Source organism: Arhodomonas aquaeolei DSM 8974 (assembly GCF_000374645.1).
In the GTDB taxonomy this organism is placed as follows: domain Bacteria; phylum Pseudomonadota; class Gammaproteobacteria; order Nitrococcales; family Nitrococcaceae; genus Arhodomonas; species Arhodomonas aquaeolei.
The window spans coordinates 55,258-76,223 of record NZ_KB894812.1 but is presented as its reverse complement, the minus strand read 5'-3'; the positions used below and the strand labels follow the sequence as shown (position 1 = coordinate 76,223).

Annotated in this window: 22 protein-coding genes; 11 read left to right on the top strand and 11 right to left on the bottom strand. The window is 71.0% G+C overall.

The genetic code is table 11. The annotated features are described in order from the left end of the window. Nucleotides 1-66: 66 nt before the first annotated feature. Together betB and betI are read right to left on the bottom strand one after the other, a co-directional pair. Nucleotides 67-1,530 (bottom strand): betaine-aldehyde dehydrogenase, encoded by a 1,464-nt coding sequence (betB, locus tag C516_RS0112970; protein WP_018718833.1) that lies wholly within the window; start codon nucleotides 1,528-1,530, stop codon nucleotides 67-69. Continuing rightward, entirely contained in the window at nucleotides 1,514-2,125 is a 612-nt protein-coding gene (gene betI, locus C516_RS0112965) for a choline-binding transcriptional repressor BetI (protein ID WP_018718832.1), read from the bottom strand. Before betI ends, betB begins: the two co-directional genes overlap by 17 nt. A gap of 171 nt (nucleotides 2,126-2,296) precedes the next feature. Here betI and C516_RS0112960 point away from each other — a divergent pair, with 171 nt between their 5' ends. The 4 genes from C516_RS0112960 to C516_RS0112945 all read left to right on the top strand — a co-directional run bounded on the left by C516_RS0112960 (nucleotide 2,297) and on the right by C516_RS0112945 (nucleotide 5,770). Beyond that, nucleotides 2,297-3,247: a glycine betaine ABC transporter substrate-binding protein gene (locus C516_RS0112960; RefSeq protein ID WP_018718831.1), complete on the top strand. Its 951-nt coding sequence runs from the start codon at nucleotides 2,297-2,299 to the stop codon at nucleotides 3,245-3,247. Nucleotides 3,248-3,275: 28 nt separating this feature from the next. Further along, nucleotides 3,276-4,646: a magnesium transporter gene (gene mgtE, locus C516_RS0112955; protein ID WP_018718830.1), complete on the top strand. Its 1,371-nt coding sequence runs from the start codon at nucleotides 3,276-3,278 to the stop codon at nucleotides 4,644-4,646. A gap of 192 nt (nucleotides 4,647-4,838) precedes the next feature. After that, nucleotides 4,839-5,303: a PaaI family thioesterase gene (locus C516_RS0112950; RefSeq protein WP_245558777.1), complete on the top strand. Its 465-nt coding sequence runs from the start codon at nucleotides 4,839-4,841 to the stop codon at nucleotides 5,301-5,303. Beyond that, entirely contained in the window at nucleotides 5,300-5,770 is a 471-nt protein-coding gene (locus C516_RS0112945) for a PaaI family thioesterase (protein ID WP_018718828.1), read from the top strand. Before C516_RS0112950 ends, C516_RS0112945 begins: the two co-directional genes overlap by 4 nt. A 323-nt stretch (nucleotides 5,771-6,093) precedes the next feature. Here the strand turns inward: C516_RS0112945 and C516_RS19525 are convergent, their stop codons facing one another. Continuing rightward, a complete protein-coding gene (locus tag C516_RS19525) occupies nucleotides 6,094-7,329 on the bottom strand; it encodes a GGDEF domain-containing protein (protein ID WP_051088236.1) in 1,236 nt (411 codons plus the stop codon). Nucleotides 7,330-7,541: 212 nt separating this feature from the next. On the opposite strand from C516_RS19525, the gene C516_RS20880 reads away from it, so the two are divergent. Both C516_RS20880 and C516_RS0112930 read left to right on the top strand, forming a co-directional pair. Next, complete coding sequence (locus C516_RS20880) at nucleotides 7,542-7,691, top strand: DUF3149 domain-containing protein (RefSeq protein WP_018718826.1); 150 nt, start codon at nucleotides 7,542-7,544, stop codon at nucleotides 7,689-7,691. A gap of 95 nt (nucleotides 7,692-7,786) precedes the next feature. Continuing rightward, a complete protein-coding gene (locus C516_RS0112930) occupies nucleotides 7,787-8,620 on the top strand; it encodes a patatin-like phospholipase family protein (protein ID WP_018718825.1) in 834 nt (277 codons plus the stop codon). Nucleotides 8,621-8,652: 32 nt separating this feature from the next. Here C516_RS0112930 and C516_RS0112925 read toward each other — a convergent pair whose 3' ends face one another. From C516_RS0112925 to irrA, 4 genes are all read right to left on the bottom strand, one after another. Beyond that, nucleotides 8,653-9,237, bottom strand: coding sequence for a DUF3501 family protein (locus C516_RS0112925; RefSeq protein ID WP_018718824.1), 585 nt, complete (start codon nucleotides 9,235-9,237; stop codon nucleotides 8,653-8,655). 23 nt (nucleotides 9,238-9,260) lie between these two features. After that, nucleotides 9,261-10,601, bottom strand: a complete 1,341-nt coding sequence (locus C516_RS0112920) for a heterodisulfide reductase-related iron-sulfur binding cluster (protein ID WP_018718823.1) — start codon at nucleotides 10,599-10,601, stop codon at nucleotides 9,261-9,263. 61 nt (nucleotides 10,602-10,662) lie between these two features. Further along, on the bottom strand, nucleotides 10,663-11,088 hold the full coding sequence (locus C516_RS0112915; RefSeq protein ID WP_018718822.1) for a rubrerythrin family protein: 426 nt from the start codon (nucleotides 11,086-11,088) through the stop codon (nucleotides 10,663-10,665). 143 nt (nucleotides 11,089-11,231) lie between these two features. Beyond that, the gene (irrA, locus tag C516_RS0112910; protein ID WP_018718821.1) at nucleotides 11,232-11,657 is read right to left on the bottom strand and encodes an iron response transcriptional regulator IrrA; all 426 of its coding nucleotides are present in this window, start codon (nucleotides 11,655-11,657) and stop codon (nucleotides 11,232-11,234) included. Nucleotides 11,658-11,758: 101 nt separating this feature from the next. On the opposite strand from irrA, the gene C516_RS0112905 reads away from it, so the two are divergent. Next, on the top strand, nucleotides 11,759-12,592 hold the full coding sequence (locus C516_RS0112905; RefSeq protein ID WP_018718820.1) for a DUF3750 domain-containing protein: 834 nt from the start codon (nucleotides 11,759-11,761) through the stop codon (nucleotides 12,590-12,592). Here C516_RS0112905 and C516_RS0112900 read toward each other — a convergent pair. Further along, nucleotides 12,505-13,665, bottom strand: a complete 1,161-nt coding sequence (locus tag C516_RS0112900) for a YbfB/YjiJ family MFS transporter (protein ID WP_018718819.1) — start codon at nucleotides 13,663-13,665, stop codon at nucleotides 12,505-12,507. The genes C516_RS0112905 and C516_RS0112900 overlap by 88 nt on opposite strands. A gap of 116 nt (nucleotides 13,666-13,781) precedes the next feature. On the opposite strand from C516_RS0112900, the gene C516_RS0112895 reads away from it, so the two are divergent. Genes C516_RS0112895 through C516_RS0112880 form a run of 4 tightly spaced genes read left to right on the top strand, consistent with a single transcriptional unit; the run spans nucleotide 13,782 to nucleotide 16,657 of the window. Next, nucleotides 13,782-14,684, top strand: a complete 903-nt coding sequence (locus tag C516_RS0112895) for a LysR substrate-binding domain-containing protein (protein ID WP_018718818.1) — start codon at nucleotides 13,782-13,784, stop codon at nucleotides 14,682-14,684. Next, nucleotides 14,681-15,205, top strand: a complete 525-nt coding sequence (locus tag C516_RS0112890; protein ID WP_018718817.1) for an NUDIX domain-containing protein — start codon at nucleotides 14,681-14,683, stop codon at nucleotides 15,203-15,205. Before C516_RS0112895 ends, C516_RS0112890 begins: the two co-directional genes overlap by 4 nt. Then, on the top strand, nucleotides 15,202-15,924 hold the full coding sequence (locus tag C516_RS0112885; RefSeq protein WP_026321171.1) for a DUF72 domain-containing protein: 723 nt from the start codon (nucleotides 15,202-15,204) through the stop codon (nucleotides 15,922-15,924). Before C516_RS0112890 ends, C516_RS0112885 begins: the two co-directional genes overlap by 4 nt. Beyond that, nucleotides 15,917-16,657: a class I SAM-dependent methyltransferase gene (locus C516_RS0112880; protein WP_018718815.1), complete on the top strand. Its 741-nt coding sequence runs from the start codon at nucleotides 15,917-15,919 to the stop codon at nucleotides 16,655-16,657. The genes C516_RS0112885 and C516_RS0112880 overlap by 8 nt, the downstream gene beginning before the upstream one ends. 6 nt (nucleotides 16,658-16,663) lie before the next feature. Here the strand turns inward: C516_RS0112880 and C516_RS0112875 are convergent, their stop codons facing one another. The 3 genes from C516_RS0112875 to C516_RS0112865 all read right to left on the bottom strand — a co-directional run bounded on the left by C516_RS0112875 (nucleotide 16,664) and on the right by C516_RS0112865 (nucleotide 20,713). Then, entirely contained in the window at nucleotides 16,664-17,497 is an 834-nt protein-coding gene (locus C516_RS0112875; RefSeq protein ID WP_018718814.1) for an SDR family oxidoreductase, read from the bottom strand. A gap of 261 nt (nucleotides 17,498-17,758) precedes the next feature. Beyond that, nucleotides 17,759-19,642 (bottom strand): PA14 domain-containing protein, encoded by a 1,884-nt coding sequence (locus C516_RS0112870; protein WP_018718813.1) that lies wholly within the window; start codon nucleotides 19,640-19,642, stop codon nucleotides 17,759-17,761. 207 nt (nucleotides 19,643-19,849) lie between these two features. Further along, nucleotides 19,850-20,713: a YheT family hydrolase gene (locus tag C516_RS0112865; RefSeq protein WP_245558775.1), complete on the bottom strand. Its 864-nt coding sequence runs from the start codon at nucleotides 20,711-20,713 to the stop codon at nucleotides 19,850-19,852. Nucleotides 20,714-20,966 lie beyond the last annotated feature (253 nt).

The window sequence follows — 20,966 nt, the reverse complement described above, 5'->3', positions numbered from 1 at the left end:
CTCTCTCGTCGGGCTGGATTCGGCCCCCGGCGGGCGGTCACGCCCGCCGGGGGCTCGCGGCGGCGCTCAGTAGGGAGCTTCCACGTCGGCGGTGGCCACGAACACGCTCTTCAGCCGGGTGTAGTGCTCCAGCGCGTGGCGGCTGTTCTCGCGGCCGAGCCCGGAGTGCTTGACGCCGCCGAAGGGCATCTCGATGGGGGTGAGGTTGTAGTGGTTCACCCACACCACGCCCGCTTCCAGCTCCGCGGCGACGCGGTGACCGCGGGTGATGTCCCGGGTGAACACCCCGCCGGCGAGGCCGTAGTCGGTGGCGTTGGCGCGCTCGATCACCTCCGCCTCGTCGCGGAAGGCGAGCACCGACATCACCGGCCCGAAGATCTCCTCGCGCACGATGGTCATGTCGTCACTGCAGCCGCCGAACACCGTGGGCTCGACGTAGTAGCCGCCCTCGCAGCCGGGCACCGTGGCCCGGCCGCCACCGGCGAGCAGCTCTGCGCCCTCGGCGCGGCCGCGCTCGATGTAGCCGAGCACGTGCTCCATGTGGCCGGCGCTGATCATCGCGCCCACGTCGGTCTCCGGGTCCATCGGGTCGCCGATGCGCAGCCGCCGGGTGCGCTCGAGCAGCCGCGAGAGGAAGTCGTCCATCACCGACTCGTGCACGAACACCCGGGTGCCGTTGGTGCAGATCTCGCCCTGGGTGTAGAAGTTGCCGAGCAGGGCGCCGGAGACGGCGTTGTCCAGGTCGGCGTCGTCGAAGACGATGAGCGGGGATTTGCCCCCGAGCTCCATGGTCACCGCCTTGAGCCCGGCGGCGGCGTCGCGCATCACGGCCTTGCCGGTGCCCGCCTCGCCGGTGAGCGAGACCTTGGCGACTCCCGGATGGGCGACCAGGGCCCGGCCGGTGTCCGCCTCGCCCTGGATGACGTTGAACACGCCGTCCGGCAGGCCCGCCTCGGTGAACAGCTGGGCGACCCGGAAGGCGGACAGCGGGGTCAGCTCCGCCGGCTTGAAGACCATGGCGTTGCCCGCCGCGAGTGCCGGCGCGGCCTTCCAGCAGGCGATCTGGAGCGGGTAGTTCCAGGCGCCGATGCCGGCGCATACGCCCAGCGGCTCGGGGCGGGCGTAGTAGAAGCCACCGTCGACGGCCTGGTAGTCGCCGGTGAGCGAGGCCGCCTGGCCGGCGAAGTACTCCAGGCAGTCGGCGCCGGAGTCCACGTCCGCTTCCGGGGTCTCGGCGATGGGCTTGCCGCCGTCCAGGCTTTCCAGTCGTGCGAGCTCGTCGCGGTGCTCGCGCAGCAGCATCGACGCGCGCTGGAGCACGCGGCCGCGCTCGGTGCCGGTCATTGCGGCCCACTGCCGCTGGCCGGCGCGGGCGCTCGCGACCGCGCGCTCCACGTCCGCGCCGCCGGCGATGCCGACGTGGTTGAGCACCGCACCGGTGGCCGGGTTGATGTTGTCGAACTGTTCGGCGCTGGTGGCGTCGACGGCCGCGCCGTCGATCCACAGTTTTGCCTCAGGCTGTTGCGTCATGGCTGTGCTCCCGTGTGCGTGCGGCCAGTTGCGTCATGAGGTAGTCCCGGGCCAGGTCTCGTGCCTCCGCGAAGTTCACGCCGCCGGTGGTGAGGGTGGCGCGAAGCCAGAGCCCGTCGATCATCACCGGCAGCCCGGTGGCGATGTGCACGGCGTCCGGATAGGCCACCAGCCGGCGGAGGTCGTGGAGCAGGTTGCTCCGCAGCCGGGCGGCGACCACCCGCTGGACCCGTGCCAGCTCCGGGCGGTGGTTGACCTGGGACCAGAACGACAGCCAGCCACTGACCACTTGCGGGCGCGCCTGGCTGTCGGCGAAGTTCGTGTCGATGAGTGCCAGCGCCCGCTCCAGCGGCGTGGCCGCGCCGGCGAGGCGGGCGCGGTACTCGCGCCCGAGCAGCCGGGCGAGGTAACGGAAGGTGGCCTCCAGCAGCCCGGTCTTGTCGCCGAAGTAGTGGGCGACGAGGCCGGTCGAGGTGCCGGCGCGCCGGGCCACCCGGGCGAGGGTGGTCGCCTGCAGGCCCGACTCGTGGATCACCGCGAGGGTGGCCTCGATGTACTGCTGCTGCCGGATCGGCTCCATGCCGCGCTTGGGCATCGCGGCGTCCTCCCGTCTCGTCGTCGATGGCCGGGGAGCTTACTTGATATTGATTGAACGTTCAATTAACGTCTGCCGCGGCTACCGGCTCCGGGGGCGCGGCCCGGCGTACGCGATCCGGGGCTGGATGCCATAATCGACGAGTCACCAAACCCCAAGGGGGAAGTAATGATGAAACGCGGTATTCTCACGATGGCCCTGGCGGCCGTCGCGACGCTCGGCCTCTCCACCGCCCAGGCGGCGGAACCGCAGTCCTGCCGCAGTGTCGGCATGGCGAACGTGAACTGGACTGGTGTGTCCGTGAAATCCCACCTGGTGAAGAACGTGCTCACCGCGCTCGGCTATGACGTGGAGCTCACCACCGCGTCCGTGCCGATCGCTTTCCAGGCCGTCGCCAGCGGCGAGCGTGACGTCTTCCTTGGCCTGTGGCTGCCCACGCAGCAGAAGATGATCAAGCCCTACCTCGACGACGGGAAGATCGAGAAGATCACCACCAACCTGTCCGGTGCGAAGTACACCCTGGCGGTGCCGGCCTATGTTTACGAGGCGGGGGTGAAGAGCTTCTCCGATCTCGACGAGTACCGTGACCGCTTCGGCGGCCGGATCTACGGCATCGAGGCGGGCAATGACGGCAATCTGCTGATCCGCAAGATGATCGAGGACGACGCCTACGGCCTCGGCGACTGGGAGCTCATGGCCTCTTCCGAGGCGGGCATGCTCACCCAGGTGCGCCGTTCCGTGCGCCGCGACAAGTGGGTGGTCTATCTCGGCTGGGCGCCGCACCCGATGACGCGCAACATCGACATGCGCTTCCTCCATGGCGGCGAGGACTACTTCGGCCCGAACCAGGGCGGCGCCACCGTGCACACCATCGCCACGTCCGGCTACGCCGAGCGCTGCACCAACGTCGCCCGGCTGCTTCGCCAGTTCCAGGTCAGCGTCGACGACCAGAGCCTGATGGGCGACTACGTGCTCAACGACGACATGGACTACGGCCCGGCGGGCGAGGCGTTCGTGCGCAAGCGCCCGCAGCTGCTGGAGAAGTGGCTCGACGGCGTGACCACCGCCGACGGCGGGCGCGATGCCCTGCCGGTGGTCCGCGAGGCCATGGGCGTTAAGTGACCGCGCCCGGTCGCCACGGGGACGGCGAGTGAGCGCCGAGACCGCCGCGGAGCTCGAGGACTGGACGAGCGAGATCGCCCGGGCCCTCGAGGCCGGTGACACGGAGGCCGTCACCGGTCTCGCCGCGGCGCGTCACCCCGCAGAGATCGCCGATATCCTGGAGGCCCTGCCCAAGGAGGACCGCCTCGCGGTCTGGCAGGCCATCCCCGCTCCGACGGTGCGCGGCGAGGTCCTCATCGAGGCGCGGCGCGAGGTGCGCGACCGGCTCATCGATGCCACCCGCCCCGCCGAGCTTGCCCGGGATGTCGAGCATCTCCAGCTCGACGAGCTCGCCGATCTTTACGACAAGCTCCCGCGCAAGGTGGTCCGGGCGCTGCTCCGGACCATGGACCTGCAGCGCCGCGAGCGCCTGCGCCGCGTGCTCTCCTACCCCGAGGACACCGCCGGCGGTCTCATGGACGCGGACGCCCTGGCGGTGCGCGAGGATGTCACCCTGGAGACCGCACAACGCTATCTCCGCCGGGTGCGCAAAAAGGACGGGGCGTTGCCCGAGCACATCACCGCGCTGTTCGTGATAGACCGTCACAACCGTTTCCGCGGCATGCTGCCCCTCGACGAGCTGGTGGCGGGTCCCCGCGGCACCCTGGTCTCCGAGCTGATGCGCCGGGACCTGGACGCGATCCCCGCGGACACGTCGGCGCGCCGGGTGGCGCGGCTGTTCGAGGACCGCGATCTCACCACCGCACCGGTGGTGGACGGGACCGGCCATCTCATCGGCCGCATCACGGTGGACGACGTGGTGGACGTGATCCGCCGCGAGGGCGAGCGATCGCTGATGCAGTCCGCCGGCCTCGGCCAGAGCGAGGACATGTTCGCGCCGGTGCTGGCCACTGCCGCGCGGCGCGGGGTCTGGCTGGGGGCGAACCTGGTCAACGCTTTCCTGGCGTCCTGGGTGATCGGTCTGTTCGGGGCCACCATCGAGCAGCGTGTCGCCCTCGCCATTCTCATGCCCATCGTCGCGAGCATGGGCGGCGTGGCGGGCATCCAGACCCTCACCCTGGTGACCCGGGGCATCGCCCTCGACCAGGTCGGCCGGGCCAACGGTCTGCGCCTGCTCGCCCACGAGGTCGGCGTCGCGGCGGTGCTGGGGGCAGCCCTTGCGACGGTGCTCGGTGGCGCCGTCTACGGCTGGTTCCGGGATCCCACCCTGGCGCTGGTGTTCGCCGCGGCGGTGCTGGTCAACCTCGGCAATGCTGCTTTCTCGGGTACGGCGGTGCCGCTACTGCTCGAGCGCCTGGGTATCGACCCCGCCCTGGGCGGGGGCATGCTGCTCACCGCCCTGACGGACATCGTGGGATTCGCGAGCTTCCTTGGCCTGGCGACCTGGGTGCTGGTCTAGCCCGGCTTTCCCGCGGGGCGCCGGCGGGATGCGGTAACGCGGCCGCGTCGTGCCGCCGGGCCATGGCGTGTGCGCCACGACCCTGCCCGGCAGTGCTATAGGCAGCCGGCGTGCCCGGGGGGTAGAGTGACAGCGCGGGTCCCGCCGGCTGTCAGGCGGCGTGGCCCCTCACAGGCAGCGAGGACGGCAGTGGTGGCAGACGAGGACAGCGACGCACGCCTGGCGATTGCCAGGCGCTTTTTCGAGACCATCCCCCACAGCGCGGTACTGGGCATGGAGCCGGTGGCGGTGGGCGAGCGCACGCTCACCGCGCGGGTGCCGTACCGGGAGTCCATGGTCGGCAACCCCGTCACCGGCGTTATCCACGGCGGGGTGATCACCACCCTGGTGGACCAGACCAGCGGCGGTGCGGTCATCGCCGCGCTCAATGCCACCCGCGCGGTTGCCACCCTGGACCTGCGCATCGACTACATGCGCCCCGCGGTACCGGGAGAGGCCGTCTACGCCCACGCCGAGTGCTACAAGCTCACCGAGCAGATCGCCTTCGCGCGCTGCAGCGTCTATCAGCCCGGTGTCGATGATCCCATCGCCATGAGCATGAGCACCTTCATGCGCGTCGCCGACGACGGTCCCACGCTGGTGGAGGGGGTGGCATGAAGGACCTCATGGCGCGGGTGGCCGAGGCCCGGCGCAGCGGTGATCCGGATGCGCTGGTCGCGCTTATCCCCTATGCCCGGTTGTTGGGGATCAGCTTCAGCGAGGCCGGCGGGGCACTGGAGTTCCGGCTGGCCTTCCGCGAGGGCAACGTCGGCAACCCGCACCTGCCGGCACTTCACGGCGGCGTGATCGGTGCGTTCATGGAGAACGCGGCGGTACTGCACCTGCTGTGGACACAGCAGGCGAGCCGGGTGCCCAAGGTCGTGGACTTCTCCATCGACTACCTGCGTCCGGGGCGACCGGAGACCCTGTGCGCGGCGTGCGATGTCCGTCGCCAGGGCAGGCGGGTGGCGAACGTGGCGGTACAGGCCTGGCAGCTCGACGAGGCCGGCGAGCGCCGCGAGGTCGCTAGTGCCCGCTGTCACTTCCTGCTGGCGGATCCGGAGGCGGAGAGCGCCGGCATTTGATCCGGGTGGTTGAAAACCCGCCCGGCGTCCCCCAGTTATCCCGGTGAGCGGTAAAGGCGCGTCCGGGTTCCCGCCGGGCGTGCCGGGCCGGCGCGGCGTCTCCCCCGCGTCCCCGGTCCAAGCGGCCGCTCCACCGGTTTCCCCGGTGACGCCAGGGCGGCGGATCGTTGCCGGGCAACGGCCGGCGCCGGGTTGAAGGGTCCGGTTTCCCCCCTTGGCCGGACCCTTCCCTTTAATTCTTCCGTCATTCCTCCGCCCCGGGCTTTTCCGCTCCCGGAGCCGGTATGGCGGTATCCCTGCGCGAGGCGCGGCGATTATCTCCTCTACGGGACACTGTAGCCCGGGGTGGCGCCGGCCGCGGTCGTCACCTCGCTCTGGCGGTGGATGACCTGATCACGGCCGGTTTCCTTGGCCTGGTAGAGGGCGTCGTCGACACGCTGGAGGGCGTTCTCCAGTGCCTCCCCCGGCTCGTAGGCCGTTACGCCCAGGCTCGCGCGCAGGGAAATGGTGGCGCCGTCCACGCCCTCGACCGTGGTGCCGGCGATGGCCTGACGCAGCCGTTCCGCCACCTCGACGGCCTGCGTGCTGCCAACGCCCGGGAGTATTGCGAGGAACTCCTCGCCGCCGTAGCGGCCGATGAGGTCGCCCAGGCGCAGCTGGCGGCGCATGACCTCGGCCACGTGCTGGAGCACGCGGTCGCCGCTCTGGTGGCCGTGGTCGTCGTTGATGCGCTTGAAGCGGTCGATGTCGAGCATGACCAGCGAGAAGCCCTGCCGCGGCCGGCCGCCGGACCACTGGCGTTGCAGCGAGCGGGTCAGCACCCGGCGGTTGATCAGGCCGGTGAGTGGATCACGGGTGGATTCGCGGTACAGGCGCAGCAGCATCCATAGCTGGCCGGCCTGTACCCAGAGGGTGATTCCGGCGACGAAGGCGAGCATCCACAGGGTGTTGAGCGTGGCGATGCTGGTCAGCGTCCCGCGCGTGAGCTCGACGACCAGGTGCATGCCCAGGGTGATGGCGATCAGGCCCACGCCGGTCACCAGGGTCACCGGGAACAGTGCCGTAAGCCCGATGAGCACGAACGGCAGTGCCTCGTAGCCGCCGATGGCCGCCGCCGTGCGCAGCCCGCTGCCATGCAGCCCCATGACCACGGCATAGAACACGGCAATGGCGAACACGCTCGCCGCGATCAGTCCCAGTATCCGCCGGTAATTGCCGCGGACCGGGCGGGCGGCGAGCCAGAGCGCGCACAGGGCCGCCGCGAGGCTGCCGCGGGCGATGGCGATGAGCAGCGCCTCGCGGGTGTGAAGCAGCAGAAAGTCCAGCGGGATCCAGGCAAGGAAGCCGAGCGCGAATACCAGCTGCATCACCTGAAGCCGGGCGCGCAGGTAGTCCGCGCGGATCGCGGTGAAGTCCGGCGAGTGGTGGCGGGCGCTCAGCAGGTCGTCAATGGTTACCCGCAGCACCTCGGTGGTCGTCTGCTCGGTGCCGGGACCGCCCATGGTGGGGGCGGTGCGACGCTCGTTGGGCTGCCCGCCCGGAAGAGGTTGATCGGCCATCGTTCATTCCGCGGTTACTGGATGTGCACCCCGTCCGGCGCCGTCGCCGGCCGGCATGCCGAAGCGCCGCATTAGCATGGCATACCTGGAATAAGCGGGAAGGCCTCCCGGTGTCCGGTGTTGACGCAAATCAACATAAATCGTGCCCGGCCGCAGCAAGCTGGCCCGAAATCGGCTTGCAGACAATCACAACCAACGGGAAGACGACGGTCATGGAAGCACTCACGAATCTCCTGTCCGGGCGACCGGATTTCTGGCTCAGCCTCGTTGTGATCCTGTTCATGCTCGGGATGGGCGGTTTCTTCGTGGTCTTTTTCCTTCGCCATATCCGGCGCGAGGACGCCGAGCGCCGCCGGCACTGAGCATCGCCGCCGATGGTGGCCGGCCCGCTTGCCCACCGGCGCGCGCTGCCGGATAGTGCGGGGCACGGTGTGGCGGTTGATCAGCGGAGGTGCCAGTGCGTATCGGTCTCGCCCTGGGGGCCGGGGGAGCCAATGGATTCGCCCATATCCTGATGCTCGAGGCCTTCGAGGCCCTCGGGCTGCGCCCGGCGCGCATCGCCGGGACCAGCGTCGGCGCGGTGATCGCAGGGCTCTACGCCTCGGGGCGCTCGGCGGCGGAGATCGACGCCATCGCCGGCGAGCTCGCGGTGCGGGACAGCCATGCCTGGCGGGAGCTGCTCCTCGAGCGCAAGCTGCTGCGCTGGCTGGAGCTGTTCGACCCGGCCATCGGCCGGGGCGGACTGGTGAGCAGCCGGGCGTTCCTGAATGCGCTCTACGGCCAGCGTATGCCCGAGACCTTCGAGGAGCTCCACATCCCGCTCAGTGTCGTGGCCACGGACTTCTGGGGCCGTGGGCAGGTGGTCCTGGATGCGGGGCCGCTACTGCCGGCGGTACAGGCGAGCATGGCCCTGCCGGGGGTGTTCACGCCGGTACGCATCGACGGCCGGCTGCTGGTCGACGGCGGTACGGTCAATCCGCTGCCTTACGACGTGCTCGTCGACGACTGTGACCTGACCGTGGCCATCAACGTCACCGGCAAGCGCTCGCCGAAGGCGGCGCTGTCCTTCCTCGATTCGGTACTCAACAGCTTCCAGATCATGCAGAGCGCGATCATCGCGGAGAAACGCCGCCATCGTGAGCCCGACATCTACATCGAGCCGGATATCGTCGACGTCCGGGCGCTGGAGGTGGGGCGGCGGGACACCGTCTACGCCCAGTCAGGACCCGCCCGCGACGAGCTCAAACGCCGGCTCGCCGAGGCGGTGGAGGCCCGTATCCGCGGCGGCTAGCCCGGCCCGGGCGGTCTGGCTCCGACGGGTAGCTAGTCGAAGTCCCCGGCAAGGGCGGCACGCACGTCCGCGGGCATGCCTGCCGTGTGTGCGTAGTTCGGGTGTTCGATCGCAAGCACCACGTCGGTCTCCGGGTCGGAGAAGCGGCGGACCTGGGCGTCGGTGAACGGGAAGTGCAGGAAGTGCACCGACGACGCCTTGCCCTCAGCGGTGGTCCGGTCCACGTCGGTCTCCGCCTGCGCGGCGATACGCTCATCGCCCAGGTGCAGGTAGACGGTCTCCTCGACGCCGCCCAGCCGGCCGAGCACCTGCTGGCGGCGTTCCCGGTTGGGGATCTCGAACATCAGTGTCGCCACAAGCTCCCGCCCCTGGGGGATCAGCGGGTTGTAGGCCTCCAGCTCGTCGTCGATCTGGGCCTCGCCGCCGCGCTCGATGAACAGCATCTCGTGGATCTGGCGCCACATGGTGTCGTAGTTCTCGAAGTAGATCGTCGCGTCCGGGCCGATGCCCATACGCCGGTGGCGCTTGGCCGCGGAGATCTCGCGGGCCTTGTCGCGGCGAATGGCGCCGTAGGCCTCCATGCTCAGGATGTCGTCGCGGGTAATCTGTTTCGCCATGATCGCTGCCCTCCCGCCGGCGTTTACATGAGCCCGTAGGCCTGCGCCAGCAGCTGGATGGGATGAACCGATGACTGGTGCGGGGGCGCGTCGCCGTCGCCGGCCTGGCGCTCCAGGCCCTGAACGATATGGGCGCCGGCCAGCGGACACTCGGAGGCGAGGTGCTGCCTGCCGGACTTGAAGATCCGCCGTGCCAGGGGGCGGCCGACCTTGATCGCCACCTCGAAGTTCTCTTTCTTCACGCCCCATGCCCCGCCGTGGCCGGAGCAGCGTTCCTGGACGTCGAGGTCGATGTCCGGGATCAGCCGCAGCATGTCCGCGGCCTTGGGGCCCATGTTCTGGGCCCGGGCATGACAGGCGAGGTGCAGCGAGACGCCGCCGTCCAGGGGCTGAAGGCCGTCCGCGAGGCCTTCGTTGCGGGCGATGTCGACCACGTACTCGGCGACGTCCATGGTGTTCTCCGCCAGCCGCTGGATCCGCGGGTCGTCGACGATGAGCGGCCACTCGAACTTGAGCATCAGCGCGCAGGAGGGGACCAGCGCGATCACCCGGTAGCCGTCGTCCACCCACGGCAGTAAGGCGTCCGCGGTGCGTGTCGCCGCCGCGGCGACCGCCTCCAGGTCGCCCTGCTCCAGCTTGGGCATGCCGCAGCATCCAGGGTAGGCCACGCCGGTCTCGACCCCGTTGTGGGCGAGCACGGCGCGGGTGGCCTCGCCGATGTCGGGGTTGTTGTAGTTGCCGAAGCAGGTGGCATAGAGCACCGCGCGCCGCCCGTGGGCGGGGGCCGCGGGGTTCACTGCCGGGGTCCGGTCGGCGCGCCGGAGCAGGGTCTCGCGATGGAATGCCGGCAGTGCCGCGTCCCGGTGGACGTGGACGATGCGCTCTAGGGCCGGCCGGGTGAGGTGGTTGTCGCGCCGGTTCGCCCAGTTGGTCAGCGGCGCGAGCCTGCCGGCGAGGCGGCCGTTGCGGTCCGTCTCGGTGAGCGCCCGGTCGGCGAAGCCGGGCCGGCCCTGGTGCTGTTCCACCGCGCGGTGTCGCAGCATCAGGTGGGGGAAGTCCACGTCGAACTCGTGGGGCGGCACGTACGGGCACTTCGTCATGAAGCACATGTCGCAGAGCGTGCACGCATCCGCGACCTGCTGGAACGCGCTGTCCGGGACGCTGTCGAGCTCCATCGTCTCGGACTCGTCGATGAGGTCGAACAGGCGCGGGAACGCGTTGCACAGATTGAAGCAGCGCCGGCAGCTGTGACAGATGTCGAAGACCCGTCGCTCCTCCGCGGCGAGCTTCTCCGGGTCGTAGAAATCCGGGTCCTGCCAGTCGATACGATGGCGCACGGGTGCGCCGAGACCGCCCTCGCTCATGGCTCTCTCCTCCTGGCGTGCGGGGGGCGATGGGCGGCCCGGTCCGGGCCGCCCGCCGGTCTCAGAGCACTTCCATCCCCTCGAGGGCCTTCTTGAAGCGCCCCGCGTGGGAGCGTTCGGCCTTGGCCAGGGTCTCGAACCAGTCGGCGATCTCGTCGAAGCCCTCGTCGCGGGCATCCCGGGCCATTCCCGGATACATATCCGTGTACTCGTAGGTCTCCCCCGCGATCGCGGAGCGGAGGTTGGCGTCGGTGTCGCCAATGGGCTCGTTGGTGGCCGGGTCGCCGACCTCCTCGAGGAACTCGAGGTGGCCGTGGGCGTGGCCGGTCTCGCCCTCGGCGGTGGAGCGGAATACCGCGGAGATGTCGTTATGGCCTTCCACGTCGGCCTTCTGTGCGAAGTAGAGGTAACGGCGGTTCGCCATGGATTCGCCGGCGAAGGCTTCACAGAGGTTCTTGTGCGTCCTGGAGCCCTTGAGATCTGTCATGACACACCTCCTCCCATAGGGCGGCTTGTCGGGTAGTTCAGTGCGCTCCCGTACATTGCGGGAGCGTATCCCCTGTAATAGCAGCACCCATGCCGTCGTCAACAATATAGAATGATTCTAAAGACGGGCGGTATGTCCGGCAGCTACGCCTCGTCGCGGCGCACGCGGATGACGATGTCCACACTCTCGATGTGGGTACCGTCCGGGATGTCGGGCAGGCCGTTGAGCTCGACCGCGCCCACGGGGACGTCCTCGAGCCGGCCTGCGTCCTCGTCGAAGAGGTGGTGGTGGGGCTGGGTATTGGTGTCGAAGTAGGTCCGGCGGCTGTCGAGGACGATACGCTGGAGCAGGCCGACGGCGGCGAGCCGGTTGAGGGTGTTGTAGATCGTCGCCAGGGAGACGTCGATGGCGGCGTCGCCGGCCTCGCGGTGCAGTGCCTCAGCGGTGAAGTGGCGGTCGCCCTCGCCGAAGATGAGCGTCGCCAGATCGAGCCGTGCCCGGGTCGCGCGCAGACCGGCGCGGCGCAGGTGTGTTCGGAGCTGGTCGCGGTTGATCGACGTGGTGGGCATAATCGGGGATCCGGCATCTCTATGGTGACCTTTATCGACAGGTTAGCGTGTCGCTGCCGCCGGTGCGAGGGGCTGGGGCGTCCGAGGCGGGGGGAAACCGGATGAGCGGGCGTCGCCGCCGCCTCGCCGTCGTCACCCTGCTGGCCCTGATGGTGACCGGCCCGGCGGTCATGTGGGCCAGCGGGGGCTTCGTCGTCGAGGGCGACTGGCGCACAGCGAGCCGTGCCAGCGCGGGCATTGCGCCCGTGCCCGGGGCGGCCCCGGAGGCCATCGTCCAGGTCTACGCCGCCCGCGCCTTCGAGTGGCGCGGCGCCTTCGCCGTGCACACCTGGATCGCCACCAAGCCCGCCGGCGGCGGGCGCTACACCGTCTATCAGGTCACCGGCTGGGGCGGCGGCCGGGTCCACCGCAGTGCCGCCGAGCCGGACCGCGCCTGGTTCGGGGCGCCACCGCGTCTGCTTGCCGATATCCGCGGCCCGCGCGCGGCGGCACTGATCCCGCACATCGACGCGGCGGTGGACGACTATCCCTTCCCGCACACCTACCGCAGTTGGCCCGGTCCCAACAGCAACACGTTCACCGCCTGGGTGATCCGGCACGTGGACGGACTGTCGGTGGCCCTGCCGCCCACGGCCCTGGGCAAGGACTACCTCGCCGATGGCGTGCTCGCCCGCGTGCCCAGCGGCAGCGGCTACCAGCTCTCGCTCTACGGCCTCGCCGGCGTGGGCATCGCCGCGGAGGAAGGGCTGACGGTCAACGTCCTCGGCCTGGAGCTCGGTGTCGCGCCCTGGCCGCCGGCACTGGTGCTGCCGGGGGTCGGCCGGCTCGGGCCGTCGGCGCCCGGCGCTCAGCGCCCGGTGCCGGCGGGGGAGGACCAGGCCAGGGCCACGGCGGCGAGCAGCGCGGCCGTGGAGATCGCGAACAGCGCCAGGTAGCTGTCGGTGCGCTCGAACACCGCTGCCAGCGCGTAGCCCCCGCCGGCCTGGAGCAGGGCGAAGGCGATGGTCGCCCAGCCCCATACGCGCCGGTGATCGGCGATGCCCGCCAGCTCGGCGATCCGCGCCGAGGTCACCGCCACCGTGCCGGGCACGAGCGCCCCCATGACCAGCGAGCTCGCCGCCAGTACCGCCGGGCCCGGCACGGCCAGTGGCAGGGCGACGATCCCCGCCTTGGCCGCGAGCACGCCCACCAGCGCCCGGCGCCAGCCGAGGTGCCGGGCCGCAAAGCTCGCCAGCGCCGGACCGGCGACGGCGCCGAGGCCGAACAGGGCCCACTGCGCGCTGGCGGCGTCCATCCCCAGCTCGCGGCCGCGCGCCAGGTAGTCCACCCAGAAGACCGTGTGCGGGATGAAGCCCACCGCGTCCAGGGCGTAGGCGGCGAGGGTGGTGCCGGTGAGCGCGAGCAGCCGGCCCGTCGCGCCGCCGTTGCCCGCGCTCGCGCCTTCCGGCGCGGACAGCCGGCCCCACGCGGGCCAGGCCAGGAGGCAGGCGCCGAGCGCCAGGCCGCCGAGGGCGAGCCAGGCGGCGCCGAGCCCGGCGCGCAGCAGCAGGGGCACCACCACGGCGGCGAGCAGAACGCCGACGCCGATGCCGGTGAACACCCGTGCGGTGGTCTGGGCACGGCGTGCCGCCGGGACCGCCCCGATGGCGGCGGACACGCCGGCGATCATCAGCACCGCCCCGGTAATGCCGGAGATGAGGCGCCACAGGGCGAACCAGGTAAACGGCGCCGGGGTCGCGCACAGCAGGAAGCTCGCGACCAGCCCCGCCATCGACACTCGGGCGAGACGCGGGACGCCGAGCGCCGAGGCGAGCCGGTCGGCGGTGAGCGCGCCGATCAGGTAGCCGAGGAGGTTGGCCGCGCCGAGGTACGCCGCCTGCGCGGCCGAGAACCACCCGGCGTCCACCATTGCGGGAATGAGCGGCGTATACGCGAAGCGCGCCAGACCGATGCCGGTGAAGGTGGCGGCCGCCCCGGCGAGGCCGGGACCGGCGGTGGGCAGACGCATGCGGGGCTCCCGTCGTGATCCGGCGACCACGGTAATCGCTCCCGTCAATGATATAAAGTGATTGTTTTATCTCTCTGTTATCATTTTTACTGATAGAAGTGCTTCGGAGATCCCTCATGCAGCTCCGCTCGCTTCGCCTGTTCGTCGCCGTCGCCCGCACCGGCAGCTTCGTCGCCGCGGCGGCGTCGGCGCACACGGTGCAGTCCAATGTCACCGCCCACGTCAAGAAGCTCGAGGGCGAGCTCGGGCGGCGGCTGCTGACCCGGGCCGGCGGTGCCGGTCTGACGCCGGCGGGGCGGTCGCTGCTCGGGTATGCCGAGCGGCTGCTCGCGCTGCACGACGGGGCGGTGGCCGAGGTGCGGGGGGAGGGCGAGCCCGCCGGTACGCTGCGTATCGGTGCCATGGAGACGACGGCCGCGGTCCGCCTGCCGCCGCTACTGGCGGCCTTCCACGAGCACTATCCGGCGGTGACGCTGGAGCTGATCACGGGCACGACGGCGGAGCTGTTCGCCGGGCTTGCGGACGGGGCGCTGGATGGTGCATTCGTTGCCGGAGAGGTACCGCTGTCCGGCTACCGGGTGAGCGAGGTCTTTCACGAACGACTGGTGCTCGCCGCTGCGCTGACGCAGACGCACCTGCCCGATCCCGGGCGTCTCGCGAGCAGCGCGTTCATGGCCTTCCGCCAGGGTTGCAGCTACCGCCAGCGCATCGAGCTCTTCCTGGCCGGTGAGGGGGTGCCGGCGGCGCGGATCTTCGAGTTCGGCACCGTCGATGCCATGCTCGGCTGCGTGGCCGCGGGCATGGGCTTCGCCATGCTGCCGGCCACGGTGGTCGCGGCGCGCGGGGCCGGCTACGGCGTCCATGGTCTGACGCTGCCCGAGGACGTGGCCTCGGTGGTCACCCGGTTCGTGGCCCCGCCGGAGGCGGCGAGCTCGGCGGCGCTGACGGCCTTCATGGCGATGTTGCCGGCGCCGCCGGATTCCAATGCCGCGGCGGCGGCGCCTACAATGCGGGCATGAGCGAGGAGCGACGCCGGTACTGTCCCCAGTGCGGCGGGGATCTGGTGCGCCGCGAGCTCGGCGGCATACCGCGTCTTGCCTGCCCCGGCGAGGGGTGTGCGTTCGTGTTCTGGGACAACCCCGTGCCGGTGGTGGCCGCGATCGCGGAGACACCGGACGGTCGGGTGGTGCTGGCGCGCAACCGGGGCTGGCCCGAGGGACGGTTCGGGCTGGTCACGGGCTTCCTGGAGCCCGGTGAAACGCCCGAAGAGGGCGTGCTGCGCGAGATCGACGAGGAGCTGTGCGTCGCCGGGGCGTCGGCGGGGTTCCTCGGCCTGTATCCCTACTACCGCAACAACCAGCTCCTCATCGCCTATCACGTGCCGCTCACCGGCGAGCCCGCGGCCGGCGAGGAGCTCGCCGAGATCCGCTGCCTGGCGCCCGCGCGGGTGCGCCCGTGGCCCCACGGCACCGGGCCCGCGCTGTTCGACTGGCTGTCCGGGCGCGGCCACGAGCCCGAATGGGGGCCGGCGCTGCGATGAGCACGGCGGACGTCCATATCGCCACCTCGGGCTACGATTACGACCACTGGCGGGAACGTTTCTACCCGCCGGGGCTGGCGCGTACCCGGCGGCTCGCCTACTACGCGGAGCGTTTCCCCGCGGTGGAGATCAACGGGACCTTCTACAGCCTCCCGAAGCCGGAGACCGTGGCGGGCTGGCGGGAGCAGGTGCCGGAGGGCTTCCGCTTCGTGCTCAAGTTCAGCCGCTACGGCAGCCACATCAAGCGCCTGCGCGAGCCGCAGGCGAGTCTGCCCCGGTTCGCCGAGGTCGCGGACGCCCTGGGCGGGGCGCTCGGCGGGGTGCTGCTGCAGCTCCCGCCCCGCTGGCGGCCGGTGCCGGAGCGCCTGGACGCCTTCCTCGCCGCCGCCCCGGCGTGGCCGTGGGCGGTGGAGTTCCGGGACGAGCGCTGGCTCACGGGCGGGGTCCTCGATGTGCTCCGGTGCCACGACGCCGCGCTGTGCGTGCACGACGCCCTGGCCGGCCACCCGCGGGTGGCGACCGCCGCTCGCGTGTACCTGCGTCTGCATGGTGGCGCCGGGGAGGGCGGCGGCTATACCGACGCCGAGCTGGACGACTGGGCGTCCTGGCTGGCCGCCGAGCGCGATGCCGGGCGGGCGGTCTGGACGTTCTTCAACAACGACCAGGACGGCCACGCCGTGGTGGACGCGGCGCGGCTGCAGGCCCGGCTCGATGGCTGACCGCCGGGACCACTTCGGCGGCCACGCCGGCGACTATGCCCGCGCGCGCCCGGACTATCCCGCCGGGCTGTTCGACTGGCTCGCCGACCAGACGCAGCGCCGGGACGCGGCCTGGGACTGTGCGGCGGGCAGCGGCCAGGCGTCGGCGGGGCTGGCGCGTCATTTCGGGGCCGTGATCGCCACCGACCTCTCGCAACGCCAGCTCGCGGCCATGCCCGTGGGGACCGTCCTGCCGGTGGTCGCCCGCGGCGAGGCCGTGCCGCTGACCGCCGCCTGCGTGGATGCCGTCACCATCGCCCAGGGCCTTCACTGGCTGGATACCGCGGCGTTCTTCCGCGAGGTCGAGTGGGTGCTGCGCCCGGGCGGCGTGCTCGCCGTCTGGGGCTACGCCCTGTGCGCGGTGGCGCCGGCGATCGATGCGGTGGTGCGCCGGTTCCATGACGACACCCTCGCCGCGTACTGGCCGCCGGAGCGCTGGTGGGTGGCTGCCGGCTACCCGGGCCTGACGCTGCCCTGGCCCGAGCTCGCCGCGCCGGCGTTCGGGATGGAGCGGACGTGGACCCGGGACGCCTTCCTCGATTACGTCGCCACCTGGTCCGGCGTGAAGCGTGCCGAGGCCGCAGGCGCCGGGCCCATGGCCGGCCTCGCCCGCGAGCTCGACGGGCTCTGGGGCGAGGAGCCGCGCCGGGTGCGCTGGCCGCTCACCCTGCGCGTGGCGCGCCGGCCCGCCTGAGCGCCGTCACGGACGCACGAACAGGTCCAGCTGCAGCTCGTCCTCGCCGCGCTCCGGGTCCACCCGGTAGGGCGAGAAGTCGCTGACCCCGGCCTCGCGCAGCACCGTCTCGTCGATGAAGAACTGCCCGGTGCACTGCCGGGACGGCCGCGTCACGATGGTGTATGCCGCGTCCGCGACGATGCTCGGGTAGCGGCCCCGGCCGGAGACCTCCGGGCCGCCGAGGAGGTTGTCCACGGCGGCGGTCTTGAGCAGGGTCCGCGGCCACAGTGCGTTGAACGCCACGCCCTGCTCGCGGAATTCCTCCGCCATGCCGAGCACGCACATGCTCATGCCGTACTTGGCGATGGTGTAGGCGGGGTGGTCGCGGAACCAGCGCGGGTGCATGTCCAGCGGCGGCGAGAGCATGAGCACGTGGGGGTTGTCCGCCTCGAACAGGTGCGGCAGGCATTTCTGCGCGCACAGGAAGCTGCCCCGGGTGTTGACCTGCTGCATCAGGTCGTAGCGCTTCATGGGCAGCTCGAGGCTGCCTGAGAGGTTGATGGCGCTGGCGTTGTTGACGAGCACGTCGATGCCGCCGAAGTGCTCGACGGCCTGGCGCACGGCGGCCTCCACGCTGGCCTCGTCGCGGATGTCGGTGACCACCGGCAGGGCACGGCCGCCCGCGGCCTCGATCTCCTCGGCGGCGGTATGGATGGTGCCGGGCAGGCGCGGGTGGGGCTCGGCGGTCTTCGCCGCGATCACGACGTTGGCGCCGTCCCGGGCGGCGCGCAGGCCGATCGCCTTGCCCACGCCACGGCTGGCACCGGTGATGAAGAGGGTCTTTCCTGCCAGGCTCATCGGTGGTTCGTCCCCGTGCGGTGGTTTCCCCGGGAACACTACTACCTTGCCTGTTTCATCGAAACCCGGTCGGTGGCCCGTATGGCGCGACGTCAGGGGTGCAGGAAGGGGGCACGGCCATGCATGCCGTGTGGGTGGTCGGCGCAGGCCATGAGGGGCGGCCTGGAATACGCGTGATGGGATTGGCCGGGGCCGTCTGTGGGGCGGGTTCGCGCCCGGATGCCCCGGGCCGCCGCGGCGGCCCGGGGGCGGGCAGGGGGGTTACGGGGTGACGGAGACCGTCTCGGAGCGCTCGCTTTCGCCGCCGTCGCTGGCGATGGCGGTCACTGCGATGCGGTAGGTCGTACCGCTCTCGAGCCCCTCGATGACGTACTCGGTCTGGTAGGCGTCATCGATGCGGGCACCGGCCTGCAGGGACTGGCCGCTCTCGGCCCAGTAGATGCGGTAACCGTCGATCTCGCTCATCGCGAGCGACGTCCCGTCGGTGCGCTCGGACGGGGCGTTCCACTGCACGGCGATCGCCGGGGCCGCCGGCACGCTGGCCGGATCCGTCGGGTCGGTCCCGGCGGTGTACTCCTCCAGGGCGGTGGCGCCGTCGCCGTCGGCGTCGCTGCCGGCGTCGGACGGATCCAGCGGATCGAGGCCGTAGGTCGTCTCCCAGGTGTCGGGGAGACCGTCACCGTCGTCGTCCGTGTCCTGGTCGTTGGTGATCCCGTCCTGGTCGGTGTCGACGGTGGTCGTCGAGCCCGAGTCCGTCGTGGAGCCCGAATCCGTCGTGGAGCCCGAATCCGTCGTGGAGCCGGAATCCGTCGTGGAGCCCGAATCCGTCGTGGAGCCGGAATCCGTCGTGGAGCCGGAGTCCGTCGTGGAGCCGGAGTCCGTCGTGGAGCCGGAGTCCGTCGTGGAGCCGGAGTCCGTCGACGAGCCGGAGTCCGTCGACGAGCCGGAGTCCGTCGACGAGCCGGAGCCGTTGTAGCCGCTCAAGGCATCCGCCTCGATGATGCGGCGCTTGAAGCCGGGGCCGGACCAGGCTACGGAGAGGTGGTCGCCCCCCTGGCCCTCCTTCAGCTGGGCCTCGATGTAGTACTGCTCGCCCGCCTCGAGGTGGATACGCTGGGAGCGCTGGGCCGCGTACTTGTTCCACTCCTCCGGATAGCTCCACCACGAGACGCTGGCGATGAGCTCGCGGCTCGCGGCGCTCGCGTCGCTGCCGAGGTACAGCCGGGACTGGTCGTCGCCGGCGATCCAGAAAGTGTAGTTGCCGGTCTTCGGCGCGGTGAGCACCCCGCGAACACGGGCGCCATAGTTGTCGGCGACGTTGCGTGGCAGGTCCAGGCGCTCGACGGTGATGCTGCGGTCCGGGTCATCCGGGAAACGGGGATCCTGGATCAGATTACCGATACGACCACCGGAGATGTTGCCCCAGTACTCCACGGTGAGCGGGGTGTCGGTGCCGCCGGCCGTGTCGCCCGATGTGTCCGACGTGCCGGAGCTGTCGCCACTGCCGGAGTCGGTCGCCGTGTCACCGCCATCCAGCGGTTCCAGTGCGCTCGTGCCGATCATGCGCCGGTCGAAGTCCGGACCGGACCAGGCCACGGACAGATGATCGCCGCCCTGGCCTTCCTTGACGCGGGCCTCGATGTAATAGCGCTGGCCGGCGTTCAGGTAGATGGGCTCGGAGCGCTGGGCGGCGTACTTGTACCACTCCTCGGGCTGGGTCCACCACGAGACGCTGGCGATCAGGCGGCTGCTGGCCTCGGTATCGTCGGTGCCGAGCAGCAGATGCGACTGGTCGTCGCCGGCCACCCAGAACGTGTAGTAGCCGCTGGAGGGGGCCACCAGCAGGGCGCGCATGCGGGCGCCGTAGTTGTCGGCGACGTTGCGCGGCAGGTCCAGTCGGTCCAGCTCACGGGTCTCGTCCGGCTGGTCCGGGAATCGCGGGTCCTGTTCGAGGGTGGAGATGTAACCACCGCCGTCGATCCCGTACCAGTACTCGGCCTGCACGGCGGCGGCCGAGGCGGCCCCGGGCAGGGTGCTGCCGAGCAGCAGGGTGGCGAGGGCGATGCGTAGCGGGGTCCGTCCCTGGCGTTCACGACCGGCGCTGCGGTTTCCCTCGCTGCGCGTCCGCTGGCCGAATTGGCTCATGGGAATGCCTCCAGGCGACACGGATTTGGGTTTCGCGGGAGGCACGGGCGGACACATGAGTCCCTTGCGGCGGGCGTGACGCCCGTCGTGGCCTGACATGTGCTGGGAATACCCCAGTGCCCGTGAGCCCCCCGACTCGGGGACGCAGTCTAAAGAGGGTAAAACGCGGCAAAGACCGCCACGATCACGGGGGTTTCGTGGGCAGGGTCACAGAATGGCGGATGCTGCGGCGATCCAGTGAGGTACTCGACGTTCCAGCCAGTAGTCCGCGGCGAGGGGGTGCGGACCGCTCACGAATCCTACATGACCGCCCCGGGGCTGGCGCTCCAGCCGGGTCCGCGGGCCCAGCGCGGAGGCCGTGGGGATGGTGGATGCCGGCACGAACGGGTCGTCCTCGGCCTGGATCAGCAGGCAGGGGCGGGTCACGGCCGCGAGCCGACCGGCGGTGCTGGCCCGCCGGTAGTAGTCGGCGGCGTTGCGGAAGCCGTGCAGCGGCGCGGTGATGCGCTCGTCGAACGCCCTCAGCGAGCGGATGCCGGTGAGCGCGGGCACCGGTGCACCGTTGTGGCGGGCGCGCCGGCGCAGCAGGCGTCGCAGGCCGTTGAGCAGGTAGGCCTGGTAGACGCGGGCGAATCCGCGGTCGATGTTTGCGGCACAGGCGGCGAGATCGAAAGGCGTGGACACGGCGACGGCCGAGGCCAGGGGGCAGTCCTCGCCGGTGGCGGCGAGCCAGTTCAGCAGGATGCTGCCGCCTATGGAGATGCCGACCGCATGAACGGTGCGTCTCGGATCGGCGACAGGCAGCCGTGCCAGTACCGCGGCCGGGTCCCGCCAGGCCCCGGCGTGGTAGAAACGCCGTCCGGGCTGGCCGCCGGTGCCGCGACCCTCGATGACGACCGCCTGGAAATCCGCGGCGGCGAGGGCGCGCACGAGTCCCCGACAGTAAGGGGCGCCGGCATCGCCGCCGAGTCCGTGGAGCAGGAGTACCAGTGGTCCCGGGCGTTCCGGCCCCCAGTAGGTGTGTATGACCGCGCCGTCGGGCAGGGTCACCGGGTGGCGGGTGAGTGTCACGTGCGGAGTAGGGCGGCACAGCGCCGGCCATATCGTCTGGGCATGGGCGCCGGGCAGCCACGGGGCCGGCCGGAACCCGTCGTCAGGGGGCGGGGAGGCGATCATGGGGTTATTGTAACGGGGTGGGCGTGTGTTCCGCCCCCGGCACGCCGCTGGGCCCTGCCGCGGCCGTCCGGCGGTGTATCCCGCGTGCCGGCGTGGGAAGCGGACGAGCGGCCATCGGCCCCGGCGGGACGGTGCCGGGCGGGCACGC

Coding starts and splice junctions, on each gene's coding strand:
- betB (WP_018718833.1), bottom strand. CDS start 1,530: ATGACGCAACAGCCTGAGGCAAAACTGTGGATCGACGGCGCGGCCGTC.
- betI (WP_018718832.1), bottom strand. CDS start 2,125: ATGCCCAAGCGCGGCATGGAGCCGATCCGGCAGCAGCAGTACATCGAG.
- C516_RS0112960 (WP_018718831.1), top strand. CDS start 2,297: ATGAAACGCGGTATTCTCACGATGGCCCTGGCGGCCGTCGCGACGCTC.
- C516_RS0112945 (WP_018718828.1), top strand. CDS start 5,300: ATGAAGGACCTCATGGCGCGGGTGGCCGAGGCCCGGCGCAGCGGTGAT.
- C516_RS19525 (WP_051088236.1), bottom strand. CDS start 7,329: ATGGCCGATCAACCTCTTCCGGGCGGGCAGCCCAACGAGCGTCGCACC.
- C516_RS20880 (WP_018718826.1), top strand. CDS start 7,542: ATGGAAGCACTCACGAATCTCCTGTCCGGGCGACCGGATTTCTGGCTC.
- C516_RS0112925 (WP_018718824.1), bottom strand. CDS start 9,237: ATGGCGAAACAGATTACCCGCGACGACATCCTGAGCATGGAGGCCTAC.
- C516_RS0112920 (WP_018718823.1), bottom strand. CDS start 10,601: ATGAGCGAGGGCGGTCTCGGCGCACCCGTGCGCCATCGTATCGACTGG.
- C516_RS0112915 (WP_018718822.1), bottom strand. CDS start 11,088: ATGACAGATCTCAAGGGCTCCAGGACGCACAAGAACCTCTGTGAAGCC.
- irrA (WP_018718821.1), bottom strand. CDS start 11,657: ATGCCCACCACGTCGATCAACCGCGACCAGCTCCGAACACACCTGCGC.
- C516_RS0112905 (WP_018718820.1), top strand. CDS start 11,759: ATGAGCGGGCGTCGCCGCCGCCTCGCCGTCGTCACCCTGCTGGCCCTG.
- C516_RS0112900 (WP_018718819.1), bottom strand. CDS start 13,665: ATGCGTCTGCCCACCGCCGGTCCCGGCCTCGCCGGGGCGGCCGCCACC.
- C516_RS0112895 (WP_018718818.1), top strand. CDS start 13,782: ATGCAGCTCCGCTCGCTTCGCCTGTTCGTCGCCGTCGCCCGCACCGGC.
- C516_RS0112890 (WP_018718817.1), top strand. CDS start 14,681: ATGAGCGAGGAGCGACGCCGGTACTGTCCCCAGTGCGGCGGGGATCTG.
- C516_RS0112885 (WP_026321171.1), top strand. CDS start 15,202: ATGAGCACGGCGGACGTCCATATCGCCACCTCGGGCTACGATTACGAC.
- C516_RS0112880 (WP_018718815.1), top strand. CDS start 15,917: ATGGCTGACCGCCGGGACCACTTCGGCGGCCACGCCGGCGACTATGCC.
- C516_RS0112875 (WP_018718814.1), bottom strand. CDS start 17,497: ATGAGCCTGGCAGGAAAGACCCTCTTCATCACCGGTGCCAGCCGTGGC.
- C516_RS0112870 (WP_018718813.1), bottom strand. CDS start 19,642: ATGAGCCAATTCGGCCAGCGGACGCGCAGCGAGGGAAACCGCAGCGCC.